Origin of the sequence: Streptomyces sp. CBMA152 (genome assembly GCF_014596475.1) — a bacterium.
Lineage (GTDB): Bacteria > Actinomycetota > Actinomycetes > Streptomycetales > Streptomycetaceae > Streptomyces.
This window is the reverse complement of record NZ_MECJ01000037.1, coordinates 12,627-27,746: the sequence shown is the minus strand read 5'-3', so window position 1 is coordinate 27,746 and position 15,120 is coordinate 12,627. Positions and strand designations below refer to the sequence as shown.

Annotated in this window: 15 protein-coding genes; 8 read left to right on the top strand and 7 right to left on the bottom strand. The window is 71.5% G+C overall.

Features of this window, described 5'->3' with window-relative positions:
* Positions 1-146 precede the first annotated feature (146 nt).
* The gene (locus BG418_RS37245) at positions 147-839 is read left to right on the top strand and encodes an SGNH/GDSL hydrolase family protein (protein ID WP_188278502.1); all 693 of its coding nucleotides are present in this window, start codon (positions 147-149) and stop codon (positions 837-839) included.
* A 99-nt stretch (positions 840-938) separates the two neighbouring features.
* Positions 939-1,880, top strand: a complete 942-nt coding sequence (locus BG418_RS37240; RefSeq protein WP_188278501.1) for a DUF2156 domain-containing protein — start codon at positions 939-941, stop codon at positions 1,878-1,880.
* A 23-nt stretch (positions 1,881-1,903) separates the two neighbouring features.
* Here BG418_RS37240 and BG418_RS37235 read toward each other — a convergent pair whose 3' ends face one another.
* The 3 genes from BG418_RS37235 to BG418_RS37225 all read right to left on the bottom strand — a co-directional run bounded on the left by BG418_RS37235 (position 1,904) and on the right by BG418_RS37225 (position 4,863).
* On the bottom strand, positions 1,904-2,665 hold the full coding sequence (locus BG418_RS37235) for an AfsR/SARP family transcriptional regulator (protein ID WP_188278500.1): 762 nt from the start codon (positions 2,663-2,665) through the stop codon (positions 1,904-1,906).
* Positions 2,666-2,959: 294 nt separating this feature from the next.
* Positions 2,960-3,856 (bottom strand): hypothetical protein, encoded by an 897-nt coding sequence (locus BG418_RS37230; protein ID WP_188278499.1) that lies wholly within the window; start codon positions 3,854-3,856, stop codon positions 2,960-2,962.
* Positions 3,853-4,863 (bottom strand): SPFH domain-containing protein, encoded by a 1,011-nt coding sequence (locus BG418_RS37225; protein ID WP_188278498.1) that lies wholly within the window; start codon positions 4,861-4,863, stop codon positions 3,853-3,855. Before BG418_RS37225 ends, BG418_RS37230 begins: the two co-directional genes overlap by 4 nt.
* A 249-nt stretch (positions 4,864-5,112) precedes the next feature.
* Between BG418_RS37225 and BG418_RS37220 the strand changes: the two genes are divergently transcribed.
* Complete coding sequence (locus BG418_RS37220) at positions 5,113-7,785, top strand: TIM-barrel domain-containing protein (RefSeq protein ID WP_317453882.1); 2,673 nt, start codon at positions 5,113-5,115, stop codon at positions 7,783-7,785.
* 66 nt (positions 7,786-7,851) lie between these two features.
* Here the strand turns inward: BG418_RS37220 and BG418_RS41035 are convergent, their stop codons facing one another.
* Positions 7,852-8,433, bottom strand: a complete 582-nt coding sequence (locus BG418_RS41035; RefSeq protein WP_317453881.1) for a CGNR zinc finger domain-containing protein — start codon at positions 8,431-8,433, stop codon at positions 7,852-7,854.
* Positions 8,434-8,501: 68 nt separating this feature from the next.
* Here BG418_RS41035 and BG418_RS37210 point away from each other — a divergent pair, with 68 nt between their 5' ends.
* Both BG418_RS37210 and BG418_RS37205 read left to right on the top strand, forming a co-directional pair.
* Positions 8,502-9,209, top strand: a complete 708-nt coding sequence (locus BG418_RS37210) for an AzlC family ABC transporter permease (RefSeq protein ID WP_188278497.1) — start codon at positions 8,502-8,504, stop codon at positions 9,207-9,209.
* Positions 9,206-9,523 carry an AzlD domain-containing protein gene (locus BG418_RS37205; protein WP_223185991.1) on the top strand — a complete coding sequence of 106 codons (318 nt, stop codon included), beginning with the start codon at positions 9,206-9,208 and terminating at the stop codon, positions 9,521-9,523. The genes BG418_RS37210 and BG418_RS37205 overlap by 4 nt, the downstream gene beginning before the upstream one ends.
* 82 nt (positions 9,524-9,605) lie before the next feature.
* On the opposite strand, the gene BG418_RS37200 is transcribed toward BG418_RS37205, so the two are convergent.
* Both BG418_RS37200 and BG418_RS37195 read right to left on the bottom strand, forming a co-directional pair.
* Positions 9,606-10,544 carry a DMT family transporter gene (locus BG418_RS37200; RefSeq protein ID WP_188278496.1) on the bottom strand — a complete coding sequence of 313 codons (939 nt, stop codon included), beginning with the start codon at positions 10,542-10,544 and terminating at the stop codon, positions 9,606-9,608.
* On the bottom strand, positions 10,541-11,443 hold the full coding sequence (locus tag BG418_RS37195) for a phosphatase PAP2 family protein (RefSeq protein WP_188278495.1): 903 nt from the start codon (positions 11,441-11,443) through the stop codon (positions 10,541-10,543). The genes BG418_RS37200 and BG418_RS37195 overlap by 4 nt, the downstream gene beginning before the upstream one ends.
* 179 nt (positions 11,444-11,622) lie before the next feature.
* On the opposite strand from BG418_RS37195, the gene BG418_RS37190 reads away from it, so the two are divergent.
* Positions 11,623-12,222 carry a TetR/AcrR family transcriptional regulator gene (locus BG418_RS37190; RefSeq protein ID WP_188278494.1) on the top strand — a complete coding sequence of 200 codons (600 nt, stop codon included), beginning with the start codon at positions 11,623-11,625 and terminating at the stop codon, positions 12,220-12,222.
* 76 nt (positions 12,223-12,298) lie between these two features.
* On the opposite strand, the gene BG418_RS37185 is transcribed toward BG418_RS37190, so the two are convergent.
* Positions 12,299-13,078 (bottom strand): DeoR/GlpR family DNA-binding transcription regulator, encoded by a 780-nt coding sequence (locus tag BG418_RS37185; protein WP_188278493.1) that lies wholly within the window; start codon positions 13,076-13,078, stop codon positions 12,299-12,301.
* Positions 13,079-13,214: 136 nt separating this feature from the next.
* Between BG418_RS37185 and BG418_RS37180 the strand changes: the two genes are divergently transcribed.
* On the top strand, positions 13,215-14,099 hold the full coding sequence (locus BG418_RS37180; protein ID WP_188278492.1) for an SIS domain-containing protein: 885 nt from the start codon (positions 13,215-13,217) through the stop codon (positions 14,097-14,099).
* Positions 14,100-14,121: 22 nt separating this feature from the next.
* Positions 14,122-14,979: a class II fructose-bisphosphate aldolase gene (locus tag BG418_RS37175; protein ID WP_188278491.1), complete on the top strand. Its 858-nt coding sequence runs from the start codon at positions 14,122-14,124 to the stop codon at positions 14,977-14,979.
* The last annotated feature ends 141 nt before the right edge of the window (positions 14,980-15,120 follow it).

Below are 15,120 nucleotides of genomic sequence, written 5' to 3'. Positions count from 1 at the left end.
TGCCCGCCGGTGCCACTGGGACGCGCCGGAGCGCGATGGCCCGATCCGTTCCCCGCACAACTGCCCGCACCTTAGCGGTGGTTGACGTTCCGGTCGGAGGTGACTACGACGGCCGTGCGGGGGCGAGCGAAAGGCTGGGCCGGACGATGGAGGACGACGATCCGCGCTGTCTGCGACCGGGCGAGGCCCGGACCCTGCTCGGCGACCTCCCGTGGCGGCGGGCGGTCGTGCTCAGCGGGCAGGAGGGCAGGCTGCCCCGGGCCGCCGTCGCCCCCGGCTACCGGCCCCGCGTCTGGCCCGACCGGGTGGCCCGGGCGCTGCGCGAGGCGCGCCCCGGACTCGCCTGTCTGCTGGTGCAGGCGCGCCGCGAACTCGTCCTGGCCGAGGTGCGCTCCCGTCAGCTGGCCCAGGCCCTCGCCTTCCGGGCCGACCTCGCCCTGATCGTCTGCGGCGGTCCCGACGTACGGGCGCGGGGGTTCGACGCCGATGTGCTGGAGACCGAACTCAGCCGAATCGTGGCCTCGTTGAAGGAGACGGGCTGCCGCCACACGGTCGTGGTCAGCCCGTTCGACTGGTCCGCCTCCGGCCAGGTGGCGGCCGCCCAGCGGGACCGGGTGCGCTCCCGCCAGCGGCTGCTCGCGGAACGCCTGACGATAGTGACACTCCGTCATGGAGCCCTGCACATCGACCTGATGAAGCAGAAGGAGACCGGCGACCCGCGCACCCTGTGGGGCCCGCAGCTCGGCCGCCTCAACAGCCGCGGCCACGCGGTGGCCGCCGCCGCCGTCGTCCGCACCCTCGCGGAACACCTCGCTCCCCAGGGTCCCGCGAGCGCCTGACAGTCGGCTGAGACGGGACTGAGACGAGCATGTCAGGGCTTTGAGATCCGCGGCTGCGACGCTGTGCGGACAGCAGATGGACAACAGGGGGAGATGTCCATGAGCGTCCGCACTCTCGCCGTCGACAGCGGCGACACGACAGTGACGGCATTACGAGAATACGGCGAGAACCCGAGCGCGTTTCTCGGGTTGGGCGAGGGATACGAGTACTTCACCGTGACGGGGACGCGGGGAGTGGTTCCCTATCGGGCCGTCGGCGGGTATCTGCACCAGCCCGGCGGAGTGATCGCGCCGGACGAAGATCAGGAATTGCTGCTCGGCGCGTTCGTGGAATTCGCCGAGGAGCGCCGCCGAAAGATCATCGCCACCCGGCTGCGGCGCCCCGAGGCGGAACTCTTCGCCCGCTGCGGATTCACCGTGAACCAGTCGGGCTCGTCCTATTCGGTCTACCTGCCGGAATTCCGGCTCGGCGACCCCCGGCTCGCCGAACTGCGCCGCGCCGTGTCACAGGCGCGGCTCGCGGGGCTCGAAGTGGCGGAGGTGGCGTACGAGGACATCGCCGCCGGGACGGGCGAGATCGGCGCGCTCAACGAGAGGTGGTCCGCACTGCGCCTGTTCGCCGGGCGGATCGGGGACGAGGTGGTCGCGTACATCGCGTACGCACCGGTCTTCGGCACCCGCCCCGGCCTGCTGCACCACCTCGCCCACCGGACGCCGGGCGCGCCGCAGGGCGCTCTTGAGGCGGTCAACCTGGCCGCCGTACGGGTCTTCGCCGAGGAGGACAGGCAGTGGCTGCACCTGGGATTCACCCCGCTGGCCGGACTCTGCGCGCAGTACGAGGTGGGGTCCGCGCATCCGGCGACGGCGCGGGCGTTGCGGCTCCTCGCCGAACGCGGCGAGCGGCTGTACCCGACCGCCGCGCACCACGCCTACCAGCGGATCTGGGACCCGCATCTGGTACAGCCCGGCTATCTCGCCTGCCACGGCCGGGCGAGCGCCGGGGCGATCCGGCAGCTGCTGCGGTTGACCAGGTCGCCCTGACCGAAGCCAGGGCGACGTCCGGTTCAGAGGGTGGCGGGCTCCCGGCGCAGGATGTCCTGGAACCGGGCGCGCAGCGCGTCCCCCGGTTCCAGGCCGAGGCTGTGCGAGAGCCGCTGCCGGGTGCGGTGGTACGCGTCCAGGGCTTCGGCCTGTCGGCCCGACCGGTACAGGGCGGTGATCAGTTGCTCGCAGAACCGTTCGCGCAGCGGATACTGCGCGTGCAGCTGCTGCAGTTCGGTGATCACCTCGCGGTGAAGTCCCAGGTCGAGTTCGGCGTCGAAGAGATGCTCGTACGCCATCAGCCGGACCTCGGTGAGCCGGGTGTACGCGAGTCGGCTGATCATGCCCTGGCCGGTGTCGAGGAGCGCGGGACCGCGCCACAGTGCCAGGGCCTCGGTGAGCAGGCGGACCGCCCGCTCGGGCGAGGCCCGGCGCGCGGTGGTGGCCTGCCGCACCAGAGCGGTGAACTGTGAGGCGTCGACGTCCCGTTCGGGCAGTGAGAGCGCATAGCCGAAGCTGGACGTCTGGATGAGCCCGCGCGGCCCGTCGCGCCCCGTGCGGGACTCGATGATGCGGCGCAGTCGGGCGACATGGCCCTGGAGCGAGTTCTCGGCGTTGCGGGGCAGGTCCTCGCCCCACAGCTCGTCGATGAGATCGTGACGTGAGACGGGCCGGCCCGGCGAAAGGGCCAGTGCGGCCACGATCGCGCGTAACTTCTCGCCGGGAATCCGGAACGTGAGGTGGCCGTCGGTGATTTCCAGTGATCCGAGCAGACGAACTTTCAACGTGCTTCCCCCGTGCTTCGTGCAGGAATCGTGGGACTCCGCCGACGCTTGACGGGAAGTTCCGGCAGCGCCGGTGGAGAGCGATTCAGACGATGGACCGCCGTGTGACGGTGGCGATCATTTCCCCGCCGCTCATGAAGAGCGGCGATCTTACCCCGTGACGAACATGCATGAAGCGTATTTGTCGCTTCGTACAGGGTCAACGTTATTGATTGTCCGTCACAGTGGTGTGAGAGGGCTCACTCCGGGGCGTACGCGGTGGACTCGAAGGGGCCCAGTCGACCTTGGCGCAGGTCAGCCGATCAGCCGCAGCGCCGTGTCCGCGCGCCCCACCCGAATCGTCTGACCCCACGTCAACTCCAAGGAATCCGCCTCCATTCCGTCCCCGAACGCGACGAGCCGGTCCGACTCGACGGTGACCCGCAGACGCTCGGACCCGTCAAGTACCCCTTCCACCAAGGACGTTCCTGTCGTGGGGGAGGGCCACGCCTCCCGTACGAACCAGACGAGCCGGGGATCGGCCGGTCCCGGCAGCGCCAGGCCGCTGCCGCGCTGCTGCCACAGCGAGCGCAGCCAGCCCGTGGCGCCCGTGCCGGTGCCGACGAGCAGACCCGAGGACGCCTGGGGCTCGGATACGGCGGCCTGGTCGTCGGGGCCGAGGCGGTAGCGGGCGGTCTGGTGGCCGGGCGGGCCCAGATAGATCTCGTTGAGCGCGAGCAGCCGCTGGGTGTCGTCCGCGACCGCCTCCACCATGGTGAGTTCATCGGCGCCGGACGAGGAGAGCGCCGCCTCCAGCAACTTCGCCGCGTCGCCGGGGCGGTGGCGGACCAGGACGCCCGGGTTGCGGCCCGGATCGGTGTCGATGCCCACCACGGGCTGGCCGCTCAGGTACTTGGCCGCGTTGGCGACCAGCCCGTCCTGCCCGACCACGACGACCACGTCCTCGGGGGCGAACAGGAACCGGTCCAGATCCCTCCGCTCCACCCGAGACTGGCGCCACTTCAGCGGCACCGCCGCCGCGACCTCGGCGAGCGCCCGCCGGGCGCGCTGGTGGCGCTCGGCCACCTCGTCGATGGAGCGCCCGCGCGAGGAGAGGAAGAACGCGGCCTGGCCGTGGGTGCCGTGCCGGGCCAGCAACTCCTCGTACTCCGTGGTGCGGTGGACCAGGACCGCGCGCGGCGCGAGGCTCACCTCGGCTCCCCGTCCGCGCGGCCCAGCTTGGCGAGCAGGCCGGTGAGGACGTCGGGGGAGACGGTGAGGCTGTCGATGCGGGGCAGGTTCTCGGCGAGCCGGGCCGTGGTGAGCGCGCTGAGGGTCGCGGGGTCGGCCTCGCTGTGTACCCGCAGCCAGGCGGCCTGCGCCTGGGCCCGTGCCTCGCCCTTCTCCCGTTCGGCCTTCGCCTCGGCCTGGGCGAGCCGGACCGTACGGGTGGCCTCGGCCTCGGCGCGTACACCGTCGGCGGCCGCGTTCTCCTCGGCCTCGCGGCGGGCGTTGGTGCCGCGCTGCTCGACCAACTGCTCCTCGCGACGGGCCAGTTCGATGCGGCTGGCCAGCTCGTTCTCGGCGATGGTCCGCTCCCGCTCCACGGCCACGGCCCGGCGCTCGTACGTCGCCCGGTCGGCCTCCTGCTGGATCTGCTCGCGCGCCGGGGTACGCAGCGCGCGCTCCACCTCGGGCTCCGGCCGGATCGCGACGACCCGGACCGCCACCACCTCGATACCGGTGGCGGGCAGCCGGGGCTCGGCCGCGAGCCCGGCCGAGATCCGCTCGCGCACCGAGGCGACCCCGTCGACCAGGGCCGCCGCCAGCGAGGTGCGGGCCAGTACGTCGAGCGCGTGCTGCTGTGCGGTCTCGGTGAGCAGCGTGGACAGCTGCTCCAGCGGGGCGCCGCGCCAGACGCCGCTGTCCGGGTCGATCGAGAAGTCGAGCCGCGCGGCAGCGACGGCCGGGTCGCTGATCCGGTACGTGACGGTCGCCTGCACGGTGACGTCCTGGAAGTCGGCCGTACGGGCGTGGAACGCCATCGCCAACTCCCGGTCGTCGACCGGTACTTCGGAGATCGCGGCGGTCAGCGGCCGGAACCGGAAGCTCAGCCCGGTCCCGTCGTGGATCAGCTTGCCGCCCCTGTGGTGGCGGATGTGGGCGGTGGGCGCGGAGCGCAGATGGCGCCAGCCGAGGCGCCGGGTGATGTCGGCCATGGGAGGACCCTTCTCGTTTTCGTCATGTCGACGATATTGGAGACTCCTGCATATCGTCAAGATGACGAAATCGAGGACTGGGGGCGAGTGCGAGGCCTGGTTTTACCCGTCCGGTATCTGCGAAGCCGTTGACATGTACCGGCCGCGTAATGAATCTTTATGCTCGAAACTCCACCGTTCCAAGCATGAACGCGCATGCACTTCCCACCAGTTGTTCAAAAGCAGCTCGGTACGAACGGAGAACACTCCTTGCGGAATCTTCGACACCGCCAGGGGAGAGTGGCCGCCGCCGTGCTCGCGGCGGCCGCGCTCACCCTCACCGCCCTGACCGTCCCCGCCGCCTCGGCGTCCCCGGGCGCCCCCACCGCCACCCCGCCCGCCGGCACCCTCGACGGCACCTCCAAGAGCGTCACCTGGCAGAGCCCCGTCTACCCGAAGGGCACGGTCGGCTCGCCCGACAAGTGCGGGACGGCCGCCGAGGACCCCACCAACGCGGTCTGCGACCGCTTCGACCTGACCGTGAACCCGCCGGCCGGTGAGTGGGACGACAACCCGGAGGGCGGCGTCCCCGTCTCCATCCAATGGCAGACGCCCACCGACGACTTCGACCTCTACATCTACGACTCGACGGGCAAGAAGGTCGCCGAGAGCGCCGGGACCGCCGACCCCGAGGCGACCGTGATCCCGAAGGCGTCGGGCACGTACCACGTGGTCGTCGTCCCGTACGACGTGCACAACAACTCCTTTACCGGCAAGGCGTATCTGCCCGAGGCGAGCGACGCCGGGAACCTCACGTCGTTCAGTGGCGGGAACGGTACGTACGAGATCGCGGCCGGTGCGCTCAAGGCCCGCGCGGACTTCTTCGCCGATGACACGCTGAGGTTGCAGGCGTCCCCCGACGGCGTCCTCGCGGACCCGCCCGGCAGCCACATGATCCACCAGCAGCCGAAGCCGAACCGGAACACCCACTCCTTCGACGCGGGCGCCTATTACGGCATCCGCACCAAGGGGAGCGTGCTGCGCGTCTACAAGAAGCCCCTGCGGTTCGGCCTCTACAAGGCGGACAACCGCACCGCCATCTGGCAGGAGGCCGACCCGCTGCGCTGGACCACCGGCGGACTGCGACAGAGTCTGACCCGGGGCGCGAACGAGCAGTTCTTCGGCGGCGGCGAGCAGAACGGCAGTTTCTCGCACCGCGACCAGGTCATGAACGTCGGCAACAACACCAACTGGAACGAGGGCGGTTACAACAACTCCCAGCCGTTCTACATCTCCTCGGCGGGCTACGGCGTCTTCCGCAACACCTTCACGCCCGGCGTGTACGACTTCGGCCCCCACGTCCGCACCGGCCAGCAGGAACGGCGCCTGGACGCCTACTACTTCACCGGTGACGTGAAGTCGGTCATCGGCAAGTACACCTCGCTGGTCGGCAAGCCGTTCATGCCGCCGGTGTACGGGCTCGAACCGGGCGACTCCGACTGCTATCTGCACAACGCCAACCGCGGCGAGCGGCACACCCTCGACGCGCTGAAGGTCGCCGACGGCTATACGCAGAACCAGATGCCGCTCGGCTGGATGCTCGTCAACGACGGGTACGGCTGCGGCTACGAGAACCTCGCCGAGACCGGCAAGGGCCTCCAGGCGCACAACGCCCAGCTGGGCCTGTGGACCCAGGACGGCCTCGACAAGCTCGCCGAGCAGGTCAAGGCGGGCCAGCGGGTCGCCAAGCTCGACGTCGCCTGGGTCGGCAACGGCTACGGCTTCGCGCTGAACGCCTGCGACCAGGCCAAGGCCGGCATCGAGGACAACAGCGACGCGCGCGGCTTCGTCTGGCTGCCGGTCTCCTGGTCGGGCGCCCAGCGCTGCGGCGTCCTGTGGAGCGGCGACCAGAAGCTGAGCTGGGACTACATCCGCTGGCAGATCCCGACATACGCGGGCGCCACGCTCTCCGGCATCGCCTACAACACCGGCGACGTCGGCAGCATCTTCGCCCACGACCCGAAGATGTACACCCGCGACCTCCAGTGGAAGGCGTTCCTGCCCGCCATCATGACCATGGACGGCTGGGCGAGCGACCTCACCACCAAGAAGCCGCACGACCAGCAGCCCTGGCTGGACGGCGAGCCGTACACCTCCATCAACCGCAAGTACCTCCAGCTCAAGGAGCGGTTGATCCCGTACATGTACGGACTCTCGAAGGACGCGACGAAGACCGGCGTCGGCGCGGTCCGGCCGCTCTCCCTGGAGTACCCGGACGACCCGCAGGCGCTCGGCCCGAACGCCAAGTACGAGTTCCTGGCGGGCCCCGACTTCCTGGTGGCGCCGGTCTACAGCGACACGGCTGTACGGGACGGGATCTATCTGCCCAAGGGCACCTGGACGGACTACTGGACCGGCAGGACCTATCAGGGCCCGACCACCATCAACGGCTACAAGGCGCCGCTCGACACCCTGCCGCTCTTCGTGAAGGGCGGGTCGATCGTGCCGATGTGGCCCAAGGGCACGGTGTCCTGGCAGACCCGGGACAAGGGCGAGCTGGACTACGACATCTACCCGCAGGCGGGGAAGTCCGCGTACACGCTGTACGAGGACGACGGCGTGACCCGGCAGTTCGCCCAGGGCTCGGCGGCCACCCAGCGGGTCGAGGTGCACGCGACGGGACACGGCTCGGTCATCAACGTCGGCCCGAGTGTGGGCAGTTACACCGGGAAGCCCGCCACGCGCGCCTACCGCTTCACGGTCCACACGAAGTCGGCCCCCGGCGCGGTCGCCGTGCGCGGTGACCGGCTCCACCGCTACGGCTCCGCGCAGGAGCTCGCGGCGGCGGGCTCGGGCTGGTTCTTCGACGCGGCGACGGGGGTGACGGAGGTCAGGACGGCGTCCGTCTCCACCGCGCGGGGCCTGACGGTCACGCTGGGCTGAGTCGCGTAAGCGGTACGACGGTCGGGCCGCACCGGATGTCTCCGGTGCGGCCCTTCGCGTACGGGTTTACGCCTGGTGGGTGCGGGCGTAGTGGCGGCGGGCGCGGTCGCGGTTGCCGCAGTCGCCGGAGCTGCACCAGCGGCGGGTGCCGCCGCGCGTACGGTCGAGGAAGAACCAGCCGCAGCCGGGTCCCGCGCAGCGGCGCACCCGCGACAGACCGTCGCCGCCGAGCAGTTCCTCGGCGCGCAGGGCGAGGGCGTGCCGCAGATCGGTCAGATCGCGCGCGCCCGGTTCCCAGCGCAGTGGCAGCGCACGCGGCAGCGCGGCTGCTTCGCGGGCCCGCAGAATCGCTCGGCGCAGCGTCTCCCAAGCGGGGGCGGGCGGCGGCTCCCCGTCGGCGAAGGCGTCCAGGACGGCTTGGAGCGCGCCGCGCAGGTCGAGGAGAGCATCCAACTCGCCGTCATTTGACGGGTGTTGGGTGTCCGTGTCCGGATCGAGCAGCCCCGCCATGACGGCCCAGCGTTCCCAGTCGGCCGCACCCCCGGGCACCCGGTCGACGCGGCGGGTCTCGTCGGTGCGCCAGGCGACGGTGTTGGCGAAGTCGAGGGCCGGGTGGCCGCCGACGAAGGAGGGCTGCTTGTCGCTCACGGCTCCATCTTAGGCGGCAGGTGAAAAACATAACGAGTTAAAAGCTGTTTGGTTGTTAGAGTGCGCGTATGGGCAGTCAACTTGCGGGCAGGGCCGACGAGATACCGCGCGAACGCTTCCTCGCCGGGCTCAGGGCGGGTGCGGGACTCGCGGCGGCCGCGTTCCTGCTGGCCATCAGCTTCGGGGCGATCAGCCAGGCACAGGGCTGGGGTCCGGTCGCCCCGGTCGTCTGCTCGCTGGTCGTCTTCTCGGGCTCCGCACAGTTCGCGCTCGCGGCGACGCTCGGGGCGGGCGGGGGAGTGGCGGCGGCCGTGGTCGCGGCGGCTCTCGTCAATGTGCGATACGTGCCGATGGGGATAGCCGTCGCCCGGGATCTGCGCGGCGGGCCGCTGCGCCGGGCGTTGGAGGGGCAGGCGGTAGTCGACGGTTCCTGGGCGGCCGCGCATCTCGGCGGCGGCCGGTTCGACCGGTCGTTCCTCCTCGGCGCGACCGCCGTCCAGTGGCCCGCGTGGGTGGTCGGCACCGCGCTCGGCGTCGCCGTCGCGCCCGACCCCGAACTCCTGCACACGCTGGGCCTCGACGTGCTCACGCCCGCGCTGTTCGTGGTGCTGCTCTTCGACGAGGTACGCCGGGACCGCGCGGGCCGACTGCCCGCGACCCTCGGCGGGGCCGTCGCCGGGTCGCTGCTCCTCGTACTGCCGACCGGCCCGTCCCTGATCGGCGCGGCGGCGGCCGCGCTGCTCGCCCTGCGCACCACGAAGGAGGCCGTGCGATGACGGCGATGACGGTCTGGACGGCGATCGGCGCGGTCGCGGTGCTCGGTTTCGCGCTCAAGGCGGTGGGCCCGGCCCTGTTCGGCGGACGTGAACTCCCGCTCCGCACCCGCTCGGCGCTCACCCTCCTCGCACCCGCGCTGCTCGCCGGGTTCGTGGTCGTACAGGTGGCGGGCCCAGGTTGGAAGGACGTCGACGCCACCGCGCTCGGGGGGTTGGCGGTCGCGGTCGGCCTGCGCGCGTATCGGGCTCCGCTGCCGCTGACGCTCGTCGGCGCGGTGGTTACTACGGCGCTGCTCAGGTGGCTGACGGGCTGAGTCGTCCGCGTACGGGCAGGTGTGTACGTACGCGTACGGGAAGACGGGTGGTGACGTGAACGGGCGGGCGCGCGGGCTGAGTTCAGGCAGGCGCGCTGGCGGGTTCCGGTGCGAGGACGGGGTCCGGGGTGCGGGTGGGCTCCGGGATGCGCTCGGCTTCCGGGGTGCGCGGTGACGGGACGACCGCCTCCGCAGGCTGCGCGCCCGTCAGCATGAGCACACCGCGTGCGGCGACCGCCGCAGCTGCCGCCGCCGTGAGCCAGCCCAGCGCACCGCCGTGGAAACGCTCGCCGAGCAGGGCCACGCCGATCACGGCGGCGGCCGCCGGGTTGGCGAGGTTGACCACCGCGAGCGGGGCGGCGAGCCCGCCCCGGAACGCGGCCTGCGAGAGCAGCAGCCCGCCCACCGCGAACGTCGCCACCAGCGCGGCGATCAGCGTCGTCTGCCACCAGGCCAGCGGGCCGCCCGGGAGTTCACGGGCGAGCGAGGCGGTGACGGTCTGGGTGAGCGCGGAGGCCACGCCCGAGGCGACCCCGGACGCGGTGGCGTGGCCGAGGCCGCCGCGCGCCGCGCCGGAACGGGAGGCCACGCCGATCAGGAGCATGGTGGCCGCCGCGACGGAAAGACTCTCGCGCAGACTCAACGCGTCCCCGGGCGTCGCGGGCCCGGTCACCGCGATCAGGCCCGTGAGGCCCGCGAGCGTCCAGGCCGCGCCGCGCCACTCCCGACGGGTCACCCGGCGCCGCTCGTAGTACGCGCCGATCGGCAGCGCCGCGACCAGGGTGAGCGCGCCCAGCGGCTGGACCAGGGTGAGCGGGCCGTAGTGCAGTGCGGCGACGTGCATCAGCGCGCCGCCCGCATTGAGCCCGACGGCCCACCACCACTGCGGCCGGGCGAGCAGGGTGAGGATCGAGCCGCCCGCGTTCGCCGAGGCGAGCCGCGACTGGCCGACGGCGGCCAGCGCGTACCCGGCGGCCGAGGCGAGCGAGAGGACGATGGCGAGAACCGCGGACTCGTTCATCGCAGCGCCTCCGCGAGCTGGGGTTCAGGCTCAGGGGAGGCGCCCGTGCGCCCGGAGGTCAGGGCAGATTCCGGGGCACGGGCGGTCTGGGGGGCCACGGCGGGCTCGGCCGGCCGGGGCGAGGGGGCCCGCTGTACACGGACGACGGTGGAGCGCTGCGCAAGCTTCGGACGGGGCACGAAGTACAGCGCCGCACCGAGCAGCGCGGTCGCGACGATCGCGTCCAGCCAGTAGTGGTTGGCGGTGCCGACGATCACCAGCAGGGTGAGCAGCGGGTGCAGCAGCCACAGCCACCGCCAGCGGCTCCGGGTCGCCGCGATCAGCCCGATCGCCACCATCAGCGCCCACCCGAAGTGCAGCGAGGGCATCGCCGCGAACTGGTTGGCCATGGTGTCGGTGTCCGGCGTCGACGCGTACACCGACGGCCCGTACACCTGCGCGGTGTCGACCAGGCCGGCCGCCGCCAGCATCCGGGGCGGCGCCAGCGGCACCAGGATGTGCAGCGCGAGCGCGGCCGTGGTCACCAGCGCCAGGACCCGGCGCGACCAGAGGTAGTGGGCGGGCCGGCGTACGTACAGCCAGATCAGGAAGGCGATCGTCGCGGGGAAGTGGACGGTCGCGTAGAAGGTGTTGGCGACGCGGATCAGGTCGTCGTTGTGGAGCAGGAGCTGCTGCACCGAGGACTCGCCGGGCAGATGGAGCGCGCGCTCCCAGTCCCAGACGCGGTCGGCGTTGCGGAAGGCGCTGTCCTCGTGGCCGTTGGCCAGCTGGCGGCCGAACTTGTACACGACAAACAGCACGGTCACGAGCAGCAGCTCGCGCACCAGGGGCGGCCGGGAGGTACCGGTCGTCTCCGGTCCGGTGGGACGCCGGGTCCCTGGACGTATACCGGCAGCCATTCTCCGGCCCCTCTGAGACGAGATCGAGCGTGAAAGCGGAAGCAAACAACGGAAGCAAACGTAGGAAGGCTAGATCGGATTTCATCGAGACGCAAACGTCTCGATACGTTTGCGTCTCGGTTGAGCGGGGCCTACTCTCGTACGTGCAGGAGCACTGCCCCACGCACCGGAGGGACGCGATGTCGACGCAGGCCGCGACGGCCGCCGCACGCCGCAGCAAGATCAGCCCCGAGAGGGAGCTGGAGCTGTACGAGGCGGTGCTCGACCTGCTGCGCGAAGGCGGCTACGACGCCGTGACCATGGAGGGCGTGGCCGCGCGCACCAAGTGCGGCAAGGCCACGCTCTACCGTCAGTGGAAGTCCAAGCCGGTCCTGGTCACGGCCGCGCTCGGCCGCAGCCGCTGTTCGTTCTTCACCGGGATCGACACCGGCACGCTCGCGGGCGACCTCCGCGAGGCGGCCCGCGCCGCGTCACGCGGCAAGGGCCGTGACACCGCCCTGATGGAAGCGGTCGGCCAGGCGTACGTCATGCACCCCGACCTGCGCGAGGCCCTGCGCGAAACCGTCCTCAACCCGGAGATCGCCGCGCTGGACGCGATGGTGCGCCGGGGCGTGGAACGCGGCGAAGTGGCGGCGGACAACCGCGCGACCGCTTGCATCGCCCCCGCCTTCATGGGCGTCCTGAGAGTGGAGCGCCTCTTCGAGGACCGCTTCGAGGACGAGGACGCGCTGGTGGAGTTCCTGGAGGCGGTACTGCTCCCGGCGCTGGGCTTGACCTGATGACCCGTCAAGTTGCGTGTTGCCAGGGCATTTAGGGGCGCGGGGAACTGCGCGACCAGCCACGCACGGTCCGCAGCTAAACGGCCAACACCACAACACCGGCGTCGGTGAACCGTGCAACCGTCTCCTCGGAGACCCCCGTGTCGGTCACCAACGTGCCAACCTGCTCCGTCGAGCAGATCCGGGCGAACGTACGCCGCCCCAACTTCGTTGAATCCGCGGCGACAACAACCCGCTCAGCCCGCTCGCAGAGCAGCCGATTAATACCGGCCTCATCCTCGTCATGCGCAGTCGCCCCATGCGCCACATCGAACGCGCCGACCCCGAGCACGGCCACATCCATCGTGATCTGGTTCAGCACACCCCCGGCCAGCGGCCCGGTGAGCTCGTACGACTGGGGGCGGGCCACCCCACCCGTCACCACGATCTTGAACTGCGGCCGCACCGCGAGCTCGTTCGCGATGTTCAGCGCGTTGGTGACGATCGTCAACGCCGGTGACCCCGTGGCGAGTTCGGGGCGGACGGCGAGCGCCCGCGCGACCTCCGTCGTCGTGGTGCCGCCGGTGAGCCCGACCGCCTCGCCCGGCGCGATCAGATCCGCGACGGCCTTCGCGATGCGCTGCTTCTCGGAGGCCTGACGCGCCGTCTTGTAGCGCAGCGGCAGCTCGTACGACACGCCGTGGACGACCGCGCCGCCCCGCGTGCGGACGAGCATCTGCTGCTCGGCGAGCTGGTCGAAGTCGCGCCGGATGGTCGCGGCGGACACGCCGAGCGCGGTCGCCGCCTCCTCCACATCGAGGCGGCCCTGCTCCACGAGCAGTTCGAGAAGCGCCTGCCAGCGGGCGTCGCGCGACATCCGAAACCTCTTCTCTCTCGCACATCTCGCCGTCGTCACCGTCCGTGATGACTTTAGCCCACCTCTAGATGCTTGATTGTGCTCGAAAGCTAGCTATATTTTGCACAAACACGCATCCAGAGTCTGGGGGCCCGGCATGAGCCATGTCGAGAACGAACTCAGCAGCCAGCCCGAGTGCTGGAAGCGCGCCGCCGAGGCGGCGGTGCACCGCAAGGACGCCCTGCCCGCGCCGGGCGAGCGGGTGGCGATCGTCGGCTGCGGCACCTCGCTGTTCATGGCCCAGGCCGCCGCCACGCTGCGCGAATCCGCAGGTCAGGGCGAGACCGACGCGTTCGCCGCGTCCGAGTACCCGCTGGGCCGTACGTACGACCGGGTCGTCGCGCTCACCCGCTCCGGCACCACCACCGAGGTGCTCGAACTGCTCGACCGGGTGCGCGGCAAGGCCCGTACGACCGCCGTCACCGCCGACCCGGAGACCCCGGTGATGCGGGCGGCCGACGACGTGGTGGTGCTGGAGTTCGCGGACGAGGAGTCCGTCGTCCAGACGCGCTTCGCCACCACCGCGCTCACGCTGCTCCGCGCCCACCTCGGCCTCCACACCGAGCAGGCCGTCGCCGACGCGCGCACCGCGCTGGCCGAGCCGCTGCCCGAAGGGCTCGTCGGCCGAGACCAGTTCACGTTCCTGGGGCGCGGTTGGACGGTCGGGCTCGCCCAGGAGGCCGCGCTCAAGATGCGCGAGGCGTCGCTGTCGTGGACCGAGGCGTATCCGGCCATGGAGTACCGCCACGGTCCGATCAGCATCTCCACGCACACCACCGCGACCTGGATGTTCGGCGAGGCGCCGGACGGGCTCGCCGAGCAGGTGCGGGCGACCGGCGCCCAGTGGGTGGCCGGACACCTCGACCCGCTCGCCGAACTCGTACGAGCCCAGCGCCTGGCGGTCGCGGTAGCCGCAGCCCGAGGCCTGGACCCGGACCGCCCGCGCCACCTGACGCGCTCGGTGATCCTCGACGGTTCCTGAGCAGAGAAACAGGGGAAGCACGATGCCACTCGCCCAGACCGGGGCCCTGGTCACCGAAGCCGCCGCCAAGCGCAGCGCAATCGCCGCGTTCAACATCATCACCCTCGAACACGCCGAAGCCGTCATCGCCGGGGCCGAGGCCGCGAACTCGCCGGTCGTGCTGCAGATCAGCGAGAACGCGGTGAAGTTCCGCTACGGGCGGGTGCTGCCGCTCGCCCGGGCGGCCGTCACCGCCGCCGAGGCCGCCGCCGTTCCCGTGGCGCTCCACCTCGACCACGTCAAGCGCGACGACCTGCTGCGTCAGGCCGCCGACGCCGGGTTCAGCTCGGTGATGTACGACGGGGCGCACCTGCCGTACGAGCAGAACCTCGCCGCCACGCGCGCCGCCGCCGATTGGGCGCACACTCAAGGGCTGTGGATCGAGGCCGAGTTGGGCGAGGTCGGCGGCAAGAACGGCGCGCCGCCGCTGGACGCGCACGCGGCGGGCGCCCGTACCGACCCCGAGGAGGCGCGGGCCTTCGTCGCCGAGTCGGGGGTCGACGCGCTGGCCGTCGCCATCGGCAACACACACGCGATGACCACCCGCACGGCCTCGCTCGACCACGCCCTGCTGTCCCGGCTCGACGCGGCCCTGCACGTCCCGCTGGTCCTGCACGGCTCCTCCGGCGTCCCCGACGACGAACTCGCGGCGGCGGTCACCGGTGGCATGGCCAAAATCAATATCGGTACGGCGCTGAACGTCGCCATGACCGACGCGATCCGCGCGTATCTCGCCGCCAACCCGGAGGCGGTGGACGCCCGCAGCTATCTCACGGTCGGGCGACAGGCGATGGTCCAGGCGGTCACCCGGCTCATCCGGGTGCTCGACCCCGGAGCCTGACGCGCGCGGTGCGGCCGCCGGACCCTCTTCCCCGGGCCCGGCGGCCGCGCTCCGCAGCGGGCACAGCGGGTCAGGCCCACTGCTCCGCACCGGGCACAGTGGGTCAGGCCCACCGGTGCTCTTCCGTGACGGCGGTGCTTC